The sequence below is a fragment of the Sphingopyxis sp. genome (assembly GCF_016793825.1).
Lineage (GTDB): Bacteria > Pseudomonadota > Alphaproteobacteria > Sphingomonadales > Sphingomonadaceae > Sphingopyxis.
Map to the genome: position 1 here is coordinate 54,233 of NZ_JAEULM010000003.1, position 20,249 is coordinate 74,481.

The window sequence follows — 20,249 nt, forward strand, 5'->3', positions numbered from 1 at the left end:
GCCTCTCGTCATCGCGAGCGGAGCGAAGCAATCTCCGGCTATCGGCCCCGCGCGAGGCCGATAGCCGGAGATTGCTTCGTCGCTACACTCCTCGCAAGGACGCCGCGGATTAGGGTCCTGACCCTATGCCGTGCCGCCCACGGTCAACCCGCTGACCAGCAGGGTCGGCTGGCCGACGCCGGCGGGAACGCTTTGTCCGGCCTTGCCGCAAATGCCGATGCCTTCGTCGATCGCCATGTCGTTGCCGATGCCGGTGACCTTGGTCAGGACGCTCGGTCCGTCGCCGATCAGCGTCGCGCCCTTGATCGAGTCGCCCAGCTTGCCATTCTCGATCTTGTACGCCTCGGTGCAGGAAAAGACGAACTTGCCCGACACGATGTCGACCTGTCCGCCGCCGAAACTCTTGGCGAAGATGCCATTTTTCACGCGGCCGAGCAGTTCGGCGGGATCGTCGGTGCCGCCGCGCATGAAGGTGTTGGTCATGCGCGGCATCGGCGCGTGGGCGAAACTTTCGCGGCGGCCGTTGCCCGTCGGCTGGACCCCCATCAGCCGCGCGTTGAGCCGGTCCTGCATATAGGCCTTGAGGATGCCATCCTCGATCAGGACCGTCTCGCCCGTCGGTGTGCCCTCGTCGTCGATGCTCAGCGATCCGCGGCGTCCGCCGCCGACCGGGCTTTCCATCGCGCCGTCGTCGACGACGGTGACGCCGGGCGCCGCAACGCGCTCCCCGATGCGGCCGGAGAAGGCACTGGTGCCCTTGCGGTTGAAATCGCCCTCAAGACCGTGACCGACCGCTTCATGGAGCAGGACGCCGGGCCAGCCGGGGCCGAGCAGCACGGTGAACTCGCCCGCCGGGGCGTCGACCGCGCGCAGATTGACCAGCGCCTGGTTCAGCGCCTCGTCGATCGCGCGGTTCCACTGCGCCTCTTCGAACAGATGATCGTACATGTAACGGCCGCCAAGGCCGAAATAGCCGCTTTCGCGCCGACCGTTTTCTTCGACGACGATCGAGACGTTCAGGCGGACCAGCGGGCGGATATCGGTCGCGAGAAAGCCGTCGGCACGGACGATTTCGACCACCGACCAGCTTCCGGCAAGCGCCACCGACACCTGGACGATGCGCGGGTCGCGGGCCCGCGCGGCCGCGTCGACCTTCTGGCAGAGCTCGACTTTCTTGGCGAAGGGGACGAGATCGAGCGGGTTCGCCTCGTCGTAAAGATGGCGGTTGGTTCGCGGCGGCGGGCCGGCGGGGGCCTGCGTCGCGGGGTCGAGCAGCGCCAGCGCTTCGGCGGCGCGGCGGATCGCGCCGGCACTGACGTCGCTTGCGTGGGCAAAGCCCGTCATCTCGCCCGACACGGCGCGCAGGCCAAAGCCGGCATCGGTCGAATAGTCGGCGGTCTTGAGCCGCCCGTCGTCGAAGCCGAAGCTCTCGGTCGCGCGATATTGCAGGTAGAGCTCGCCGTCGTCAGCCTTGGCCAGCGCTTCGCGCGCCAGCTTCTGCGCCAGATCGGGGTCGAGCGCGTCGGCGCGATAGAGGAAGCGGCGGGGGTCGGTCGGGCTGTTCATGGCGCCGATATAGGCACGCCCGCGCGCTTGCGCAAACGGCACCGGCGCGTCTGCCGGAATCGCGGGCTAAAGATAATTGACGGTCAGCGCGAACGTCCCGCTGTAATCTCCCGGGGGCTGGTTCGCCGCGACGCCCAGCGTGCCGCCGATGTAATAGGTCTGGACGCCGCTGGGCAGCAGGGTGGCGCCCAGCAGGGCGATGCCGCCGCCGCTGGTGGTGGCCGCGCGCACCAGGCTGGCGGTCATCGTCGCACCGCCGCCCGCGCGGGTCAGCGTAACGCTGGTGTCGCCGCTGACGGTGATGAGCAGGATACCGCCGGTGCCCTGAAACACCGCGCGCTGGGTGCCGGCTCCCACCGGGGTTACCCCGCCCGTCGTCGTCCGGACGCCGGTCACGGCGTCGATCGTCGCGGTGCCGGCGGTCGGCCCGGCGACGAGCGTGCCGAAATCGAGATCGTCCGATTTGACGAGCGTGTTGGGGCGCACGACCACCGATGTGGCGGTGCCGGTCTGGCTCGCGGCATAGGCCGGACTGCACGCAAGCGTGCCCGCCGCCGCAGCGGCGATAGCGAGGTGGCGGAGCGCCGCTCGCGAATAGCTGGTCCCTCGAATCCCCACGATTCTGCTCCTGTCTGGAACAGACCCATAAGGTCAGGCGATGAATCGATGATGCGCGGGGATGGTAAAGTCGCGCTTAACTTCTGCGCGGCTCAGGCGTGGTCCGCCACGCCGCCGGTCAGGATGAAGCGCCGGTCGCAATAGCCGCAATCGGCATAGCCCTGGTCGGGGTCGATCTCCAGCCACACGCGCGGATGGCCGAGCGCGGCGTTGGCGAGCCCGTCGCCGGTGCCGTCGCAGGCAATGCGGGTCTTGGGCGTGCGGATCGTCTCGGGCTGGGGTGCGGGCTGGGTCATCGACGCGCCTTTAGCAAGCGTGATGGCCGCCCGCAATCGGTCTCAAAGATAGTTCAGCGTGATCGTGAAGGTGCCGGCATAGTCGCCCGGCACCTGGTTCGCCCCGACTTCGAGCGTCGCGCCGACCGGGAAATTATAATTTCCGGCCGAGGTCGCGATCGTGAAGCGGGTCGGGGTCGTCGACAATATCGCCGTCGGGGTCGATCCGATCTCGAAATCGCGCACGCGCATCCGCACCCCCGGCCCGGTGATGAAGATCGAATTCGCGCCGAGCGAGATATTGACCTGGCGGTTCGGCGTGCCGAGCCCCGCGAAGCGCGCGGGTTCGCCGCCGTTGCCGGCGAGCGTGGCGCCGCCGGCACGGGTGCGTGTTCCGTCGGGCGCGATCCGCACCGTTCCGGCGGTTCCCGAAGCGATGATGTCGCCGAAGTCGAGGTCATTGACCTTGAAGAAGGAAAGCGGCCGCAGCACGATGGCGTCGGTCTGGGCCGGCGTGCTGGTCTGCGCGACGGCCGGCGATGCGATGGCGGCCGCGAACAGGGGCGCAAAGGCGATGAAGGCGCGCTGCACCGGCAGGGCGCGAAAGATGTGGCTGGTCCTCACATCACCCCCAATAGCGGCGAGTTTCCAATTTAGCGTTAACGCCGCTCTCATCAGGAAATCGCGGCTTTCGCGTCCGCAACGTCGCGGCTATGGAGACGGCCATGAGTGAAGCCGCCATCCGCATCGACGCCGTCTCCAAACTTTATGCCGGCGGCAAGCAGGCCCTCGACAATGTCAGTTTCGACGTGCCGCGCGGCCAGATTTTCGGGCTGCTGGGGCCGAACGGTGCGGGCAAATCGACACTGATCAATATTCTTGCCGGGCTGGTCAACAAGACGAGCGGCGCGGCAAGCATCTGGGGCTTCGACATCGACGCCGATCCGCGCAATGCCAAATATTCGATCGGCATCGTCCCGCAGGAGATCGTCTTCGATCCCTTCTTTACCCCGTTCGAGACGCTGGAGAATCAGGCCGGCCTTTATGGAGTGCCCAAGGACCGCCGCATTTCGGACGACCTGCTGGCCGCCGTGCATCTGTCGGACAAGCGCGATGCCTATGCCCGTACGCTGTCGGGCGGGATGAAGCGCCGCCTGCTGGTTGCAAAGGCGATGGTCCATTCGCCGCCGATCATCGTCCTCGATGAACCCACCGCGGGCGTCGACATCGAACTCCGCCAGCAGCTCTGGGAATATGTGCAGTCCTTGAACGATCGCGGCGTTACCGTCGTGCTGACGACGCACTATCTGGAAGAGGCCGAGGAGCTTTGCGACCGTATCGCGATCATCAACCATGGCAAGCTCATTGCCAACAAGCCGACCCGCGAACTGGTCGACATGGCGCGCGAGAAGGTGGTGCTCGTGACGCTCGATGCCGATGTCACGGTGCTGCCGACGCACCCGGCGTTCGAGAAAGTCGAACGCGAGGGCGAACGCGGCCTTGCGATCAGCTACAACAAGGACCGCATGAACGCAGGCGAAGTCCTCGCGGCGGTGAATGCGATGGGGCACGGCATCGTCGACGTATCGACGCGCGAGGCCGATCTGGAAGATGTGTTCCTCAACCTGACGCGCGCGGCGAATGGGTGAAGGCGGCGCCTCTTCTCCCCTCCCGCAGGCGGGAGGGGCCGGGGGTGGGCCTGTTGTGCGCAAATTCCGGCCACGCGAGACACAAAAGGCGCAAAAGCTTCGTCGCGAGGCCACTCCTCCCGAACGCTTGCTCTGGCGCGAGATCTCGAAGCGTCAGCTTGAAGGCTGGAAATTCAGCCGACAGATGCCGATCGGACCTTATGTAACCGATTTCCTATGCCGCGAAGCGAGGCTTGTCGTCGAGTTGGATGGCGTCTCCCACGATGCGCGGCAGGAGGCGGATCGTCGCAGAGATGGCTATCTGCGCGTGCAAGGCTATCAGACGCTGCGTTTTGCCAATGCCGATGTCATGTCGAATCTGGAAGGTGTGTTGATGGCGATTCTTGCGGTGCTGAATTCGGGCCCACCCCCCACCCCCTCCCGCCTGCGGGAGGGGCGAAGCATGACCGACACGACCCCTCACGACGTCATAATCGTCGGCTCGGGCGCGGCCGGCCTGACTGCCGCCATCGCGCTCGCCGATCATTGCCGGGTGCTGGTGCTTGCCAAGGGAGAACTCACCGGCGGGTCGACCGCCTGGGCGCAGGGCGGGATCGCGGCGGTGCTCGACGCGGGCGACACGTTCGAAAATCATATCGAGGATACGATGGTCGCGGGCGCCGGGCTCAACCGGCGCGAGACGGTCGAGTTCGTGGTCGAGAATGCGCCGCACGCGATCGAGCGGCTGATCGAGATGGGCGTGCCCTTCAACAAGGAAGCCGAAGCGCTGCATTTGACGCGCGAGGGCGGGCATTCGCACCGCCGTATCGTCCATGTCGACGACGCAACCGGCTGGGCGGTGCAGGCGGCGCTTTTGAAGACGGCGGAGGCGCATCCGAATATCACCCTGCTGCCGGGACAGGCGTGCATCGACCTGATCACCGGTCGGCATGAGCAACGCTATTCGGGCTCGGGCCGCGTCTGGGGCGTCTATGCGCTCGACGAGAAAAGCGGCGAGGTCCACGCGCATATCGGCCGCGCGACGATCCTTGCGAGCGGCGGGGCGGGGCGCGTCTATCAATTCTCGACCGCGCCGCGCGGCGCGACCGGCGACGGCATCGCGATGGCGTGGCGCGCGGGCTGCCGCGTCTCGAACATGGAGATGATGCAGTTCCACCCGACCTGCCTCTACAATCTGGAGGTCAAGAATTTCCTGATTACCGAGGCGGTACGCGGCGAGGGCGGCATCCTGAAACATCCGGTCACCGGACACCGTTACATGCCCGATTACGACCCACGCGCCGAACTTGCGCCGCGCGATATCGTGGCGCGCGCGAACGACGATCAGATCAAGCGCTTCGGCCTCGATTTCGTCCATCTCGACATCAGCCACAAGGACCCGGATTTCGTCGCGGGCCATTTCCCGAATATCTATGAAAAGCTGCTGACGCTCGGCATCGACATGACAAAGCAGCCGATCCCGGTGGTGCCCGCACAGCATTATACCTGCGGCGGCGTCCTGATCGACCTCGACGGGCGGACCGACCTGCCGGGGCTGTACGCCGCCGGCGAATGCACCGAAAGCGGGCTCCACGGTGCGAACCGGCTGGCGTCCAATTCCCTGCTCGAATGTTTCGTGTTCGGCGAAGCGGCGGCGAAGGATATTATCGCGCGCTGGGATCATCTCGACGCGCCGCCGGCGATTCGGCCGTGGGATGCCAGCCGCGTCACCGATTCGGATGAAGAGGTGGTGATCAAGCAGAACTGGACCGAGATCCGCCGCTTCATGTGGAACTATGTCGGCATCGTGCGCACGACGAAGCGGCTCGAGCGCGCGCAGCACCGCATCCAGATGATGACGCACGAGGTAGAGGACTATTACGGCCACTTCCGCGTCACGACCGACCTCATCGAGCTGCGCAACCTGTTGCAATGCGCCGACCTGATCGTCCGCAGCGCGCTACACCGCAAGGAAAGCCGCGGGCTGCACTATACGCTCGACTATCCGAAGATGCTCGCCGAAGCGCGCGATACGGTGCTGGTGCCTTAGCCGCCGATCCCGAGTAGCCGCCCGACGAAGATCAGCGCGATTCCACCGATGATCGAGGCGAAGCAGCCCGCGCGATGAAACTCGCCGCGTACGCCGCGGGTCGTGACCAGCCCCGCGAGCAGCGAACCGCCTATTCCGAGCAGCATCGTGGCTAGCCACCCCATCTGCACTGCACCCGGATAGAAGAAGCGCGCGAGTACGCCGATGACGAGGCCCGAGATGATCGCGCCGATAATGTTGACCACGACAATGTCCTTTCGATCCGAGATGGTCGTCCCGTAAAGCTAGGGTGTGGGATGGTCGCTCGCAAGCGGTGGTGCTTCCGTATCCGCCGTCTCGCTTGCGAGGCTGCGAAAGAAGAGCGGCGCCGCAAAAAGGCCGAACAGAAAGCCGCCGAGATGCGCCTCCCACGCCACGCCGCCTTCGCGGCCCATCAGCAGGTTCGGCACGGTGAACATCAGGAAGAGCCATCCATTGTCGCGCACGAATTCCTTGGCGAGTCGCCAGCCATGATTGCGATCGATCGGGACGATGTCCGTGCCGTCGACCGGCAGGCGGACCAATGCCCCAAACAGTCCGTATAGAGCGCCCGATGCGCCGATCATCGGCACCGTTCCGTGCGGATGGAGCACAACGAACAGCGCTGCGCCGCAAACCCCTGACCCGACGAACAACAATAGGAAGGCTTTGGCGCCCCGAAACGGATGCCCGAGCCGAGCCAGCAGCCGAGGCGCGAGCGCGTAAAGCGCGAACATGTTCATCGCGATATGGACGATCGGACCATGCGCGGCCATGTGGAGCAGGATATTCTCATAGTGTCCGGCGGCGAGTGCCTTTGCGGAAACGCCCCATGCGCCGATCCTGTCGGCCGCAAACTGCTGGACCCAGATCGCCGACATGCCGACAATCATGAGCCAGGGGAGAATATAGGCATTCCGCGGCACCGGCCAGTTGAAACGCTGGCTGTTCTCGTCGGGTTCGGGATAGTCGTTGTAGCTCACGCGGAGCGCGTCATCCGAAGCCGTCGTTCAAGTAACGTTCGGCGAGCGCCGCGTGCAGCGCCGCGCCGCGGGCCATGACCTTTTCGTCGAGCACCATGTGGTTGCTGTGCAGCCCGCAGCACTGCCGCCAGTCGCTGCCCGCCTCGCTCGCGCCGAGCCAGAACATCGCGCCCGGCACCTTTTCGAGAACGTAGGAGAAATCCTCGGCGCCCATTACCGGATTGTCCATGGTCAGCCAGGCTTCCTCGCCAAAGGTCTGCTCGACGACAGTCTGGCCGAACGCGACCGCGCGCGCGTCGCAGATGGTGACCGGGAAACCCTCTTCGATCCGGACCTCGGCGGTGCAGCCATGCGCCTCGGCGATCGCGGGGGCGAGGCGTTTCAATTCGCGCGCGACCATCGCGCGGCGCTCGGGCGACAGGGTGCGGATCGTTCCCAGCATCTCGGCGGTTTCGGGGATGATATTGTTCGTCGTTCCCGCCGCAATCTTTGCGACTGTCACCACCGCGGGGTCGAAGACCGAGATACGGCGCGTCACCATCGTCTGGATCGCGGTAACGATCGCGCAGGCGACGGGGATCGGATCGACCGCGTCGTGCGGCATCGATGCGTGGCCGCCAGCACCCTTGACCGTGATCTCCAGCAGGTCGGACGAGGCAAGCAGCGGCCCCGCGCGCCCGGCGAAGATGCCATGCGGCGCATTGGGCATGATGTGGAGCGCAAAGGCGGCATCGGGAAGCGGATCGATGATCCCATCCTCCAGCATGAAGCGCGCGCCATGGTGGCCCTCCTCGCCCGGCTGGAACATGAAGAGGACGGTCCCGGGCAATCGGTCGCGCGCCGCGCAGAGCAGCTTCGCGGCGCCGACGAGCATCGCGACATGCGTATCGTGCCCGCACGCATGCATCGCCCCGCTGATCTCGGAGGTGAAATCGAGCCCCGTCTCTTCGAGCAGGGGCAGCGCGTCCATGTCGCCGCGCAGCAGCACGGTGCGCCCGTTGGCGGGCCCCCGCAGGATCGCGATCAGCCCGGTCGTCGAGGGTCCCTCGCGAAATTCGAGCGGCAGGCCTGCGAGCGCCGCCTTGATCTTCGCCAGAGTCTTGGGGTTCTGCAGCCCCAACTCCGGCTCGCGATGAATCGCGCGGCGAAGATCGACAAGATCGTCCAGCAGGGTTTCGGCCTCGGCGGGCCAGCTTTGGGTGAACTCGTTCATGTCATTCCTCGCAATCTCATGGCGCGTAGATTTTTGAGTCCAGCCAATCCACTAGGGCTTCAACCTGCTCCAATGCTTCGAACAAATTTTCCTTTGAAACCTTCAAACGCGGCATCAGGAACCAAGACAAACTTCCTTCTTCTCTCGGCCAATCCTTCAGTTCGCTTTCGCTGGCAAAAAAAGGCGCCGGGTATTTCTTGAGTGTTTTGCCGTCGTGCACAACCTCCAAGGACGTCAAATCGGTTCTATGCTGCCCGCGATTTCGAGCCAGAATGATTTGCTCGATGATCCCTAGGTCCGCTGGGCATTCAGCCCAATCCAACTCCAAAATCTCCCCCAGCACTTGTAGATTGGGGGCTAGGAAGCCGTTCTTGAAGGCGGTGCGTTCGTTTTGGAAACGAAAGCGCACAACCCGCTCCTGAAGGGTTAGGAAGTACAGCTTCAACGAATCGGAAAGTAGTGAGACGCAGGCAAGACCTTGAACCTGTTCCGCGGCAGCGGTATCCATCCATTCGTCAAGGTACGCTGGTTCGCCATCATTACTCCAAGGTGGATCATCGTAAGGCGGCAATTCGTCTTCGATGCACCGTCGAACCTCCACGAAAGCCGGAATCGCTGTGTTATAGTAGAAGCGGATGAAGTTAGTTCGCTTCTTCAGGAAATATCCGGCGTCCACAATCACATCTTCCGCGCTTAGCGGCCCCCGAACAATTGCCGCCCCGCGAGGTCGAGCATGATTTCCTCGCTGCCGCCGCCGATCGCGTTGACGCGGACTTCGCGGTAGATGCGTTCGACCTTGCTGCCAGTGATATAGCTTGCCCCGCCCAGGATCTGCGCTGCCTCGCGGGCCACGGATTCGAGCATGCGGGTCGCTTGCACTTTCAGCATCGCGAAATCGGCGGGGCGGTCCTTGCCTTCGCGGACCTGCCAGGCGGCGAGATCGACCCACGCCTGCGTTGCCTCGATCTGGCGTTCCATGTCGGCGAGCTTGATGCGGATCGACTGGTGGCCGACGAGCGGACGCCCGAAGGTCTCGCGGTTTTGCGCCCATTCGGCGGCTTCGGCGAGCGCGACGCGGGCGTAGGCGCAGCAGCCCATCGCCATGCCGAGCCGTTCGCTGTTGAAATTGCGCATGATGCCAATGAAGCCGCCATTTTCGGGGCCGATCAGATTGTCTGCCGGGACACGGACGTCGCCGAAATGGATCGCGGCGGTGTCGCTGCAGCGCCAGCCCATCTTGTCGAGCCGCGTCCGCTCGACGCCGGGCGACGCCATGTCGATCAGCAGCAGCGAGATACCTCCCGCGCCGGGGCCGCCGGTGCGCACCGCGCAGGTCAGCCAGTCCGCGCGCATCCCGCTGGTGATGAACATCTTGCCGCCGTTGACGACATATGTGTCGCCATCGCGCACGGCCGTGGTCTTGAGGTTCGCGACGTCGCTGCCGCCGCCGGCTTCGGTGATGCCGAGCGCGATGATCTTTTCGCCCACAAGCACCGGCGGTGCGATGCGCTGCTTCAGTTCTTCGGAGCCGAGCGCGAGGATCGGCGGCAGGCCGATACCATGGGTCATCAGCGAGGCGCCCAGCCCCCCTGCACCGACCGCCGCCAGTTCCTCGGTGACGACGAGGCTGTGGAAATTGTCGAAGCCTTCCGAATGTCCGCCATATTGTTCGGGATAGCGCAGGCCGAGGATGCCGGCCTCTGCGGCTTTCCTGTGAAGCTCGCGCGGCAGTTCGCCCTCCGCCTCCCAGCGGTCGATGTGTGGCGCGATTTCGCGCGCGACGAAGCGGCGGACGCTTTGCGCCAACGCTTCGTGGGTTTCGTCATAATAGGGCGATCGGGCGCGCCAGTCGTCGAAGGCTGTCATGCCGCGATGCTGCGCGGGCCTGACGGGAACGTCAAGCGAGGCTTGCACCGCGCCGCCAACGACTTAAGGTCGCATGCCATGAACAAAGCCCCCCTGCTTGCCGGCCTGGCCGCACTCGCCCTTGTCTCCACCCCCGCGCTGGCGCAGGCCTCCCCCGAGGCGACCGCCGAAGCCGCGCTGAAGAAGGCGCCCGTCTTTGACGGGCATAATGACGTGCCCTGGGCGCTGCGCGGGCGGTTCGACAATGTCATCAACGGTTTCGATTTCGTCGACACGACCGACACGGCAAAGCCTGATGCGACCCCGCCGGCGATCGCGATGCACACCGACCTCCAGCGTTTGCGCAAGGGCCATGTCGGCGCACAATTCTGGTCGGTCTATGTCCCCGCGAACACGAACGAGCAGCAGGCGGTGCAGCAGACGCTCGAACAGATCGACGTCACCAAGCGGCTTGTCGCGCGCTACCCGAATGACCTGGCACTGGCGTCGAACAGCGCCGAACTCGAAAAGGCGATGAAGGCGGGCAAGATCGCGGGCATGATGGGGATGGAAGGCGGCCAGTCGATCGGCTCGTCGCTTGCCGTGCTGCGCCAGATGTACGCGCTCGGCGCGCGCTACATGACGCTGACCCACTCGAAGAACATCCCCTGGGCCGATAGTGCGACCGACGCGCCGTCGCTGGACGGCCTCAACGATTTCGGACGACAGGTCGTTCGCGAAATGAACCGCATAGGCATGATCGTCGACCTCAGTCACGTAAGCGAAGCGACGATGAAGGACGCGCTCGCCGAATCGAAGGCGCCGGTGATGTTCAGTCATTCCGGGGTGCGCGCGGTGAATCCGCATCCGCGCAATGTCCCCGACAGCGTATTGCCGCTGGTCAAGGCGAATGGCGGGATCGTGATGGTCGTGTTCCTGCCAAGCTTTCTTGACGCCGACGTCCGCGCGCAGGGGTTGGCGCGCACCGCCGAACAGGCGCGGCTGAAAGCGATGTATCCGGGCGATCCGGCTTCCGCCGATGCCGGGCTCAAGGCCTGGGATGCGGCGAATCCGGTGCCGACGACCAACGTTCGGAAGGTCGCCGACCATATCGACCATCTGAAGAAGACGATCGGGGTGGATCATATCGGCGTCGGCGGCGATTATGACGGGATGGATTCAGCGCCGGTCGGCATGGAGGATGTGTCGGGATACCCCGCGCTGTTCACCGAGCTGGCAAGGCGCGGCTATTCGCAGGCCGAGCTGGAAAAGATCGCGAGCGGCAACATGCTGCGCGTGCTGAAAGCGGTCGAGGCTTATGCCGCCAGCCAGAAGGGGCAGCCGCCGGTCGAAACGCCGGTTGCGAAATAGCCTATCGTCCTTGCGAGCGAAGCGACGCAGTCTCCTCGCAATGATGGCTTGTTATGTTCGTTTGCCGAACGGCCAGTCGGTTGAACCGCTGGCCCACAGCGCCCACCAGATGATCAGCGGCTGCAGTGCGAGGCGCGGGCCGTGATACCACCAGCTCAGTGTCTCGCCATGGATCGCGACATTGGCGAGCGCATGGTGGATATTCGCCGGCCAGACGCAAAGGGCATAGAGCGCGAGGCCCCAGCCGGCGGCCTTGCGGACCGGGGGAAGCATCAGCCCCAGCGCACCCGCCAGTTCGGCGACTCCGGTTGCCGCAACGACGAACGCCGGCTGTGGCACCCAGGGCGGCGTGATCGCGAGAAAGGGCGCCGGGGTCGCGAGATGGCGATAGCCCGCATAGGCATATGCGAGCGCGAGCAGCCATCGCAGTGCCGCGCGGACGGGCTGCTTCACCGCCCGATCGCGGCGAGCATCGCCTCGACGCTGGTGAATTTCTCACGCGGGTTGCCGTCGAGCGCGGCGGCGACCTCCGCAGCTTCGATCCGTCGCCAGTCGCGGAAGGTGACCGGGGTGACGGTCCGGCTTGCCAGCAGCGCGTCAAGCCCCGCGCGTCCCGTCTTGCCGGCACCGCGGCCGATGTCCTCCAGCACCAGTTCGGCGATGCGGGCGCCGTCGGGCTTGTTGGTACCGATCGTTCCTGAGGGGCCACGCCGCGCCCAGCCGACCGCATAGAGCCCGGGAAGAATTCGCCCTTCGTCGCTCGCGAAACGGCCGCGTCCATGTTCATAGGGAACGCCAGGAATCGCCGGCGTCTGATAGCCGATACAGCTTACGACGAGCCCCGCCTCGATCGCATAGGTTTCGCCGGTACCGCGACTGCGCAGATCGGCGTCGAGCCTGGTCCGTTCGATGATGACGCGCTGGACACGGCCATCCCCTTCGATCGCGATCGGCATGGCGAAGAAGTCGAAATCGATCGTCACCGGCTTCGCGACGGGGTTCGCGGCGAAGCTGCGCAGGTGCGTCACCGACTTGCGCATCCCGGGTTCGAGCATCGCATCGGCACCTTCGTCGGGCAGATCGGTGGGATCGACGCGCGGGCCGGCGCGTTCGAGGTGGCCGAGTTCGCCCAGTTCCTTCGGCGTCATCGCGATCTGGTGCGGGCCGCGCCGGCCAAGAATATGGATCTCGCGCACCGCGCTTGCCGCCAGCGCCGCGCGCGCGTGGGCGACGATGTCGCTGCCGGTAAATTCCGCGGGCGTCTTGGCAAGGATACGTGCAACGTCGAGCGCGACATTGCCGTTCCCGATCACCGCGACGCCGGGGGCATCGAGCAGCGGGTCGAGCCCTGCGAAGTCGGGGTGGCCATTGTACCAGCCGACGAAGGCGGCGCTGCCGATCACGCCGGGAAGGTCCGCGCCGGGAATGTCGAGCGGCCGATCGTGCGGTGCGCCGGTCGCCAGAACGACGGCGTCGTAAAGCTCCGCAAGCTCGTCGATACTGACGTCGGTGCCTACTGAAACATGGCCGACGAAGCGGACATTGTCGGCAAGCGCGACGCCTTCGTATCGGCGCGATACGGCCTTGATCGACTGGTGGTCGGGTGCAACGCCGGTTCGGATGAGGCCATAAGGGACGGGCAGGCGATCGATGACGTCGATTGCGATATCCTCGGCCTTTTGCAGGGCCTCCGCGGTATAATAGCCAGCGGGGCCCGACCCGACGATCGCGACATGACGCATCACCCACCTCCATGTGCGGGACCTGCGCCGGGCGCGGTCCCCCTTTTGTTATGGCGCGATGCTAGCGGCGAAATACGTGAGGGCAAGCGGGCTGTTATGCGACCGTCGCGTGCGACCGCAGCGGCCTTGACACGCGGCCCACGCAATCATATTGCGCCCGCCTCGTTGCCCCGTCGTCTAATGGTAAGACTACGGATTCTGATTCCGTCTATCGAGGTTCGAATCCTCGCGGGGCATCCAGCATTTTCCTCCACATCTCGGGCTTGATTCGGCCGCGACGCGCGCGGACCGGACCTGTTACGCCCGATAGCTGGACTTGTCGGTCCTGACCGACCAACAAGAACCGCAAGGGCGGCGTACCGTCCGCGGGGGCGTCGCGGGTGTCCTGGCCGGACCGCGTTCAACCAGGGGGAGTAATATGGCCACGCTTGATCTTCTTCTTGGTGAAGACCGACAATTGCTGCGCGACAGCGTCCAGCGCTTTCTGGCCGACCACAACCGGCCGCACTGGCGCGACCTGTCCGACGGGCTGGGCCTTGCCGGCCTTGCGCTCCCGGAGGAAGCGGGCGGATTCGGCGGCGGGCCGGCCGACATTGCGCTTGTCATGGCAGAACTTGGCCCTGCGTTGGCGGGAGCCGACTGGTTGGCGCACGCCGCAGGGTCGATGCTGCTCGCGCGGGCCGTGCCGGGGCATGCGGCGCTGCGCGATCTCGCGTCGGGCGCGCTGCGCATCGCCGCGATCTGTCCTGCCTCGGCGCTTTCGATGCCGATCGTCGATGCTGACGGCATGGTTCGCGGAACGGCGGCTCTGGTGGCGGGGGCGGCAGAGGCCGACCTGTTCCTGATTGCCGCCGACGAAGCTCTCCTGCTCGTTCCCGCCCATCCCGAGAAAGTCGAGCAGCGACATCGCGTCATGCATGACGGCTGCGTCTCGGCCGACCTTGGCTTCATGCTGAAGGCCGGGGACGCCGACATCCTTGCAACGGGTGCCGAAGCGCGCGTCCTTGCCGACCATGCGAACGCGCTGATTCTTGTGGGTCGCTGCGCCGAGGCCGTGGGCTTGATGCAACGGATGATCGCGGACAGCGCCGCATATATGGAGCAGCGCAGGCAGTTCGGGGCGGCGATTGCGTCGTTCCAGGCGTTGCGGCATCGCATTGTCGATATGCAGCTTGCGGAAATGGCGTCCGCGGCGCTGGTCGAAGCGGCGGTCGTCGCGGTCGAGGCGGATCATCCCGATCATATGGACGTTGTTGCCGCCGCCTGCGTGGAGGTTGCCGACGCGGTGCGCCGGGTCGGCGAGGGGGCGGTGCAAATCCACGGCGCCATGGGGCTGACCGAAGAGCTTGACCTTGGCGCTCATTTCAAGCGCGGCCTGGCTATTGTCGCCGCGATGCGGTCGCGGGCCGACCAGGTGGCCCGCTTTGCCGACGCGGATGCCTAGGGCCCCGACCCTGGGATCCCGACCCTAGCCCAGTATCTGCCGCGCGATCAGGTCGCGCTGGATCTCGTTCGATCCGGCATAGATGCTGGCCGCGCGGTCATTAAGGTAGCGCGGCACCGCGACCGCCAGTTCGGTCGGCGTCTGGCCGTCGCTGTCGGCCCATGCGGCATAGCCCGCGATATCGCAGGCGAGCACGTCGATACGCTGCGCCGCTTCGGTGCCGAGGATTTTCAGGGCCGAGGCGTAAAGTGCCGGGTTTCCGCCCAACCCGCGCATCGCCTTGAGTTCGAGCGCCTGTAGCGCTCGCAAGCTCACGGCTTCACGTCCGAGCCGCGTACGCAGCACGGGGTCGGCGATCGGCCGTTCGCGCAGCCGTTCGATTCGGCCAAGCAGGGATGGTGCATATTTGCCGCCGCGTTCGAATGTCAGCAGATGTTTCGCGACCGACCAGCCCTGATTCTCGGCGCCGAGACGGTTGGCCTGTGGTACGCGGACGTCATCGAAAAACACCTGATTGAACTCGTGATCGCCCGCCAGCGTGCGGATCGGTTCGATCTGGATGCCCGGGGTCGCCATGTCGAGCAGGAGGAAGCTGATTCCGGCTTGCGGCTTTCCTTCGCTCGATGTCCGGACGAGGGCGAACATGCGGTTGGCGAAATGGGCGTGGGTGGTCCAGATCTTCGATCCGTTGAGGACATAATCATCGCCGTCGGACGTCGCGCGTAGCTGGAGCGCCGCGAGGTCGGACCCCGCGCCCGGTTCCGAGAACCCCTGGCACCAATAGTCCTGGCCCGACAGGATGCGCGGCAGATAATGGGCCCGCTGTTCGGCGCTTCCATAATGCATGATGACAGGCGCGACCATCTTGAGTCCCATCGGCGCAAGGTTCGGCGCCCCCGCGCGCGCGCATTCGGCCGCGAAGATATAGCGTTCGATCTCGCTCCATCCGGGGCCGCCGAATTCCGCCGGCCAGTCGGGCGCCGCCCAGCCGCGCGCGTTCAGGATGCGCTGCCAGGGCAACGAGATGGCGGGGTCGATGAAGACGCTGGTCGCGCGCGCGGCGGCGTGGCGCAGACCGTCGGGAAGCGCCGCGTCGAGAAAGGCGCGGACTTCGCTCTGAAAGGCGTCGAGTGCCGGATCGTTCAGCATGTCCATCCGCAGGGTCTAGAGGGAAGGCGAGCCACTGGCCAAGCTGACGAATGCATCAGGCGGCCCGTGCGCCGACGAAACCCAATCCCGCAGCGATCTGGATCGACTGCGCGCGGCCCGTCGCACCGAGTTTTGCCGCGGCATTGCGCAGGTGAAAGCGCACGGTCGATACCGACAGGGTCAGGATGATGCCGATCTCTCCGTCGGTCTTGCCCGCCGCCGCCCAGCGCAAGCACTGCACTTCGCGCCGCGTCAGCGTTTGCGGGACCGTCGCGTTGCGCGGCCGGCCGCGCGCTTCATTGTGCGTCGCGACCAGTTTGAGCGCGAGATTGTGCAGATCGCCGGCGTGGCTGGCGAACAGCGCCTCGACGCCGACCGGTTCGCGCGAACACCAGAAGACCGCACCGACAAGGCCGCGCGGCAAGTGCACCGGCGCGATGATCGCTTCTCCGAAATTGGGCGTGTTTCTGGCCTGTTCGCAATCGACGGCGTCCAGCAATTCGGTCGACCGCCATGTCCGGAGCCGACCGTCGCTGTAGAAAAAGGGTTCGGCGACGAGCCGTGCGGCGGTCAGAAATGCGATCTGGAGCGCCAGCTTGCGATCGCGCCAATAGGCATAGTCGGGGTCGATCCAGCGGAAACTCGTCTCCGCATAGGGGCGCCCGCCTTGGTCCGCCATCGGCTCGGGATCGCCAAGGTCGGCCTGCGCGGCGATGAAGGGCAGACCGATCGTGTTGCCCGCATTTTGTACCGCGGCGACGAGCGATGGGAGCTCGGCCCAGCATTTTGCCCGGTGATCCGTCACGCAACCTCCTCCCTTCATCCTGCCACAGGTGCCAGCTTGCCGCCGACCGCGCAATTTAGTCCTTGGGCAGCGTCCGGTTGCTGCGACGCTCGCACAAAGACGAGCCCCGCGACAAGCCGTTTGAGGGAGGATCAGTCATGAAGACAATGCGAATTATTCTGCTGGCGGGCACTGCGGCCGGTCTTGCGATTGCGGCACCGGCCTTTGCCGCCGAAGAGGCCGGCGCGGACGCTGCGTCAGCCGAGGGCGAGATCATCGTGACGGCGCAGCGCCGTGCTGAATCGATCAACGACGTCGGCATGGCGATCCAGGCGGTCGACGGTGCAACGCTGGAAAATCTGCGCGTCACCGACCTTCGTGACCTGACTGCGGTCGCGCCCAGCTTTACCGTCTCGCAAAGCTATCAGGGCGTGCCGACCTACACACTGCGCGGGATCGGCTTCAACACGATCAACCTGTCGTCGACGTCGACCGTCGGTACCTATGTCGACGAAGTCGCCTATGCCTATCCGATCATGAACACCGGGCCGGTCATGGATCTGGAGCGGGTCGAGGTGCTCAAGGGGCCGCAAGGAACGCTTTATGGCCGCAACACCACTGCGGGGCTCATCAACTTCATCACTGCGAAGCCGACCGACAGTTTCGAGGGCAGCATCAGGGCCGATCTGGGCAATTACCAGACGTACAATATCGGCGGTCATCTCTCCGGTCCGCTTGGCGAAGGGATCGCGGCACGCATCGCCTTCCGGAGCGAGAACAGCGACAAGGGCTGGCAGGTCAGCAACACGCGCGGCGAGCGGCAGGGGGAAGTTCAAAAGCTGGGTGTGCGCGGCGCGTTGGCGATCGACCCTGCTGTCGGCACCCATTTCGACCTGTCGGTGACCTGGTGGCAGAACAAGTCGGACACGGTTGTCGGACAGGGAATCGGCTTCACGCCGGCGACCAATCCGGTGACCGGCACCAGCAACTCGCGCTTCTTCAACGCGCCGGGCCTTGCAACCTATCTTGCGGCGAATGCGCCGACCAAAGCGTCGCAGGCGGACTGGGCCCCCTATGCGCAGCGCTCGGCAGACATCGGCACGGGGCTCGGCCTCGATGGGCCGCTGGCGGAGGATAATCGCTTCTGGGGTCTCAAGCTGCGCTGGGATCAGGACCTTGGCGACACGGCGAAGCTCGTCTCGCTCACCAGCTATAATGATTTCAAGCGCAACGCGCTGTCCGACTGGAGCGGCGCGTCGTATGAAATCCTGCTGCAGAACACCGTCGGCCGGATCAAGAGCTTTGCGCAGGACGTGCATGTGGAGGGCGAGTCGGGTCCGGTGACCTGGCTGGTCGGCGCCTATTACGCCAATGACCGGATCATCGATTCCAACCGCACCATGCTGGGCCAGAACGCCAATGTCGGGCTGATCCGCGCGGCAGGTGCGCCCTTGCTTGCCAGCCCGATCTTCAACTCGGGCGGCTATACGCTGGCCCAGCTTCAGCAAGCCTTCCGCACCTATGAGGATTTCGGCCGCATCCGTACCAGGACCTGGAGTGTCTTCGCGAACGCCGACTGGGAGCTTGGCGATCAGTTCAAGATCAGCGGCGGGCTCCGCTACACCGAGGACAAGCAGCGCTACAACGGCTGTTCGCGTGACTTCAACGGCAATATGTTGCCCAACGTCAACGTCGTGAACCGGGCGCTGTACCTCCAGACCTATGGGGTCCTCGCGGCGCCGATTTCGCAGGGGCAGTGCAATACCTTCGACCCCGTGACCGGGACGTTCGGCGAAGTCCGATCGACCCTTGACGAGAATAATGTCGCGTGGCGCGTCGCGTTCAACTGGACGCCGAATTCCGACACGCTGGTCTATTCGTCGGTCTCGCGCGGCTATAAATCGGGGACGACGCCAATCAATGCGGCGAACCTTGCGCGGCAGAATGCGCCGGTGACCCAGGAAAAACTGACCGCCTATGAAGTCGGCATCAAGGCCACGCTCGCCGACCGCGCAGTGCAGGCCAACCTGTCGGCTTTCTATTATGATTATGCCGACAAGCAGATCAGCACCTATTTCGCGGACCCGATCTACACGGCGTTGTCGCGGCTCGACAATGTGCCGAAGTCGAAGGCCTATGGCGTCGAGGGCGAATTGACGGTCCGACCGGCGACGGGGTTGACGCTGGCGGCGAACGCGCTGTGGCTGAAGACGCGGATCAATGATTACAACGGGACCAACGCGGCCGGACAGGCGCAAAATTTCGACGGCGCTGAATTCATCTACAGCCCCGAATTCCAGGGTAGCCTGACGCTCGCCTATGATGCGCCGGTCAGCGATACGCTGAACCTCACCGGCGCGGTGAGCGCGCGGTATCAGAGCAAGTCGAACACGATCTTCGAGGATCTCGACCTGTACAAGGTCGATGCCTATGGCACGGTCAACGCGAGCCTGGGACTCAAGAGCGAAAGTGGCTGGTCGGTGTCGCTCTGGGCGAAGAACCTGTTCGACAAATATTATTGGTCGGCGGTTGCCAGCAACGCCAATGTGGTGGTGCGCTTCCCCAATCCGCCGCGCACCTATGGCCTGACATTAGGCTTCGACTTCTGAGGGAGTGCGAACAGAGTGCGACAAGGCGGTCTCGATACGTATCTGGGTACGGAAATCGACTTCTCGTCGCCGGTCGGTGAGCCTGCCTTGTTGTCGCCGGACAGCGTTCAGTGGCGGGTCTACAAGAATCCGATCGCGCTCGGCATTGGAGGGATCGCCGCCGTCCTGCTCGAGTTCGCCGAACCACGAATCCGTTCGGGGGTGTGGGATCATTCGACCTACAAGGTCGATCCGATCGGCCGGTCGCGCCGCACCGGCCTTGTCGCGATGCTTGCCTGCTACGGTCCCGCCAGCGTCGCGAAGGAGGTGATTGGCAAGGTCAACCGGATGCACGCGCAGGTAAAGGGCAAAACGCCGGCGGGTGAGGCGTATCGCGCGCTCGACCCGGAGCTGCTCGATTGGGTTGCCGCCACCGCCTCCTATGGCTTCCTGATGGCCTACGACCGTTTCGTGCGGCCGCTGACGCCGGCGGACAAGGACCGGTTCTTGCGCGATGGCGATGCGATCGGGCGTGAATTCGGCGCACGGCACACGCCGCCGACGATCGATGCGTTCATGGCGATGATGGCCATTTTGGAACAGCGCTTCGAGCCGCACCCGATCCTGTTCGAATTTCTCGCCATTATCGAGTCGGGCCGTGCTGCTCCCGGCGTTCCGCGTGCCCTGCACCGCGCCATTGCCCGGGCCTCGGTGTCGCTGTTGCCGCCATCCATCCGGCAGCGGCTGGACCTTGGCGCCCGTTACGACCTCTCGCGGCTCGATCGCTTTGTCTTGCGTACCGCAGGTCGTCTGGCCGACCGGCGCGTCGATCGGACGTCGCCGCCATGCCAGGCGAGCGTGCGGCTCGGTCTGCCGCACGATTTCCTGTTCAAGTCGCCCGCCGAGCAGGGCCGAATTCTGGCGCGGTGAATCAACATCGCTGCGGCCGGCCCCCGCTCGCCGGTACGGTCGCAC

At 65.0% G+C, this 20,249-nt stretch carries 19 protein-coding genes and 1 tRNA gene; 7 read left to right on the plus strand and 13 right to left on the minus strand.

Annotated elements, in window-relative coordinates; translation table 11 throughout:
- Positions 1 to 123: 123 nt before the first annotated feature.
- The 4 genes from tldD to JNM03_RS01435 form a co-directional block, all read right to left on the minus strand.
- Positions 124 to 1,566 (minus strand): metalloprotease TldD, encoded by a 1,443-nt coding sequence (tldD, locus tag JNM03_RS01420; RefSeq protein WP_294033879.1) that lies wholly within the window; start codon positions 1,564 to 1,566, stop codon positions 124 to 126.
- Positions 1,567 to 1,632: 66 nt separating this feature from the next.
- Positions 1,633 to 2,184 carry a DUF4402 domain-containing protein gene (locus JNM03_RS01425; protein WP_294033880.1) on the minus strand — a complete coding sequence of 184 codons (552 nt, stop codon included), beginning with the start codon at positions 2,182 to 2,184 and terminating at the stop codon, positions 1,633 to 1,635.
- Positions 2,185 to 2,276: 92 nt separating this feature from the next.
- Entirely contained in the window at positions 2,277 to 2,480 is a 204-nt protein-coding gene (locus JNM03_RS01430) for a zinc-finger domain-containing protein (RefSeq protein ID WP_294033881.1), read from the minus strand.
- A gap of 42 nt (positions 2,481 to 2,522) precedes the next feature.
- Positions 2,523 to 3,083 (minus strand): DUF4402 domain-containing protein, encoded by a 561-nt coding sequence (locus JNM03_RS01435; RefSeq protein WP_294033882.1) that lies wholly within the window; start codon positions 3,081 to 3,083, stop codon positions 2,523 to 2,525.
- 101 nt (positions 3,084 to 3,184) lie between these two features.
- On the opposite strand from JNM03_RS01435, the gene JNM03_RS01440 reads away from it, so the two are divergent.
- Together JNM03_RS01440 and nadB are read left to right on the plus strand one after the other, a co-directional pair.
- Positions 3,185 to 4,108 carry an ABC transporter ATP-binding protein gene (locus JNM03_RS01440; protein ID WP_294033883.1) on the plus strand — a complete coding sequence of 308 codons (924 nt, stop codon included), beginning with the start codon at positions 3,185 to 3,187 and terminating at the stop codon, positions 4,106 to 4,108.
- Between the two features lie 55 nt (positions 4,109 to 4,163).
- Positions 4,164 to 6,137 carry an L-aspartate oxidase gene (gene nadB, locus JNM03_RS01445; protein ID WP_294033884.1) on the plus strand — a complete coding sequence of 658 codons (1,974 nt, stop codon included), beginning with the start codon at positions 4,164 to 4,166 and terminating at the stop codon, positions 6,135 to 6,137.
- On the opposite strand, the gene JNM03_RS01450 is transcribed toward nadB, so the two are convergent.
- Genes JNM03_RS01450 through JNM03_RS01470 form a run of 5 tightly spaced genes read right to left on the minus strand, consistent with a single transcriptional unit; the run spans position 6,134 to position 10,217 of the window.
- Complete coding sequence (locus JNM03_RS01450; protein WP_294033885.1) at positions 6,134 to 6,382, minus strand: GlsB/YeaQ/YmgE family stress response membrane protein; 249 nt, start codon at positions 6,380 to 6,382, stop codon at positions 6,134 to 6,136. The two genes, nadB and JNM03_RS01450, sit on opposite strands and share 4 nt — an antisense overlap.
- A 39-nt stretch (positions 6,383 to 6,421) precedes the next feature.
- A complete protein-coding gene (locus tag JNM03_RS01455; RefSeq protein ID WP_294033886.1) occupies positions 6,422 to 7,138 on the minus strand; it encodes a rhomboid family intramembrane serine protease in 717 nt (238 codons plus the stop codon).
- Between the two features lie 10 nt (positions 7,139 to 7,148).
- Complete coding sequence (locus JNM03_RS01460; protein ID WP_294033887.1) at positions 7,149 to 8,351, minus strand: M20 family metallopeptidase; 1,203 nt, start codon at positions 8,349 to 8,351, stop codon at positions 7,149 to 7,151.
- A 16-nt stretch (positions 8,352 to 8,367) separates the two neighbouring features.
- Positions 8,368 to 9,027: a hypothetical protein gene (locus tag JNM03_RS01465; RefSeq protein ID WP_294033888.1), complete on the minus strand. Its 660-nt coding sequence runs from the start codon at positions 9,025 to 9,027 to the stop codon at positions 8,368 to 8,370.
- A gap of 17 nt (positions 9,028 to 9,044) precedes the next feature.
- A complete protein-coding gene (locus JNM03_RS01470) occupies positions 9,045 to 10,217 on the minus strand; it encodes an acyl-CoA dehydrogenase family protein (protein ID WP_294033889.1) in 1,173 nt (390 codons plus the stop codon).
- Between the two features lie 78 nt (positions 10,218 to 10,295).
- Between JNM03_RS01470 and JNM03_RS01475 the strand changes: the two genes are divergently transcribed.
- Positions 10,296 to 11,567: a dipeptidase gene (locus tag JNM03_RS01475; RefSeq protein WP_294033890.1), complete on the plus strand. Its 1,272-nt coding sequence runs from the start codon at positions 10,296 to 10,298 to the stop codon at positions 11,565 to 11,567.
- Between the two features lie 51 nt (positions 11,568 to 11,618).
- On the opposite strand, the gene JNM03_RS01480 is transcribed toward JNM03_RS01475, so the two are convergent.
- Complete coding sequence (locus tag JNM03_RS01480; RefSeq protein ID WP_294033891.1) at positions 11,619 to 12,020, minus strand: DoxX family protein; 402 nt, start codon at positions 12,018 to 12,020, stop codon at positions 11,619 to 11,621.
- The gene (locus JNM03_RS01485; RefSeq protein ID WP_294033892.1) at positions 12,017 to 13,309 is read right to left on the minus strand and encodes an FAD-dependent oxidoreductase; all 1,293 of its coding nucleotides are present in this window, start codon (positions 13,307 to 13,309) and stop codon (positions 12,017 to 12,019) included. Before JNM03_RS01485 ends, JNM03_RS01480 begins: the two co-directional genes overlap by 4 nt.
- 166 nt (positions 13,310 to 13,475) lie before the next feature.
- Here JNM03_RS01485 and JNM03_RS01490 point away from each other — a divergent pair.
- A tRNA-Gln gene (locus JNM03_RS01490) sits at positions 13,476 to 13,549 on the plus strand.
- 178 nt (positions 13,550 to 13,727) lie between these two features.
- Positions 13,728 to 14,753, plus strand: a complete 1,026-nt coding sequence (locus JNM03_RS01495) for an acyl-CoA dehydrogenase family protein (protein ID WP_294033893.1) — start codon at positions 13,728 to 13,730, stop codon at positions 14,751 to 14,753.
- A gap of 24 nt (positions 14,754 to 14,777) precedes the next feature.
- Here the strand turns inward: JNM03_RS01495 and JNM03_RS01500 are convergent, their stop codons facing one another.
- Positions 14,778 to 15,908 carry an acyl-CoA dehydrogenase family protein gene (locus tag JNM03_RS01500; protein WP_294033894.1) on the minus strand — a complete coding sequence of 377 codons (1,131 nt, stop codon included), beginning with the start codon at positions 15,906 to 15,908 and terminating at the stop codon, positions 14,778 to 14,780.
- Positions 15,909 to 15,957: 49 nt separating this feature from the next.
- Positions 15,958 to 16,707 (minus strand): helix-turn-helix transcriptional regulator, encoded by a 750-nt coding sequence (locus JNM03_RS01505; RefSeq protein ID WP_294033895.1) that lies wholly within the window; start codon positions 16,705 to 16,707, stop codon positions 15,958 to 15,960.
- A 137-nt stretch (positions 16,708 to 16,844) separates the two neighbouring features.
- Between JNM03_RS01505 and JNM03_RS01510 the strand changes: the two genes are divergently transcribed.
- On the plus strand, positions 16,845 to 19,295 hold the full coding sequence (locus JNM03_RS01510) for a TonB-dependent receptor (RefSeq protein ID WP_294033896.1): 2,451 nt from the start codon (positions 16,845 to 16,847) through the stop codon (positions 19,293 to 19,295).
- Positions 19,296 to 19,310: 15 nt separating this feature from the next.
- The gene (locus JNM03_RS01515) at positions 19,311 to 20,204 is read left to right on the plus strand and encodes an oxygenase MpaB family protein (protein WP_294033897.1); all 894 of its coding nucleotides are present in this window, start codon (positions 19,311 to 19,313) and stop codon (positions 20,202 to 20,204) included.
- Positions 20,205 to 20,249 lie beyond the last annotated feature (45 nt).

Bases quoted from the DNA above. Each gene is read 5' to 3' on its own strand.
- JNM03_RS01485 (WP_294033892.1), bottom strand. From the start codon at position 13,309: ATGCGTCATGTCGCGATCGTCGGGTCGGGCCCCGCTGGCTATTATACC.
- JNM03_RS01440 (WP_294033883.1), top strand. From the start codon at position 3,185: ATGAGTGAAGCCGCCATCCGCATCGACGCCGTCTCCAAACTTTATGCC.
- JNM03_RS01510 (WP_294033896.1), top strand. From the start codon at position 16,845: ATGAAGACAATGCGAATTATTCTGCTGGCGGGCACTGCGGCCGGTCTT.
- JNM03_RS01495 (WP_294033893.1), top strand. From the start codon at position 13,728: ATGGCCACGCTTGATCTTCTTCTTGGTGAAGACCGACAATTGCTGCGC.
- JNM03_RS01430 (WP_294033881.1), bottom strand. From the start codon at position 2,480: ATGACCCAGCCCGCACCCCAGCCCGAGACGATCCGCACGCCCAAGACC.
- JNM03_RS01470 (WP_294033889.1), bottom strand. From the start codon at position 10,217: ATGACAGCCTTCGACGACTGGCGCGCCCGATCGCCCTATTATGACGAA.
- JNM03_RS01475 (WP_294033890.1), top strand. From the start codon at position 10,296: ATGAACAAAGCCCCCCTGCTTGCCGGCCTGGCCGCACTCGCCCTTGTC.
- tldD (WP_294033879.1), bottom strand. From the start codon at position 1,566: ATGAACAGCCCGACCGACCCCCGCCGCTTCCTCTATCGCGCCGACGCG.
- JNM03_RS01500 (WP_294033894.1), bottom strand. From the start codon at position 15,908: ATGGACATGCTGAACGATCCGGCACTCGACGCCTTTCAGAGCGAAGTC.
- JNM03_RS01460 (WP_294033887.1), bottom strand. From the start codon at position 8,351: ATGAACGAGTTCACCCAAAGCTGGCCCGCCGAGGCCGAAACCCTGCTG.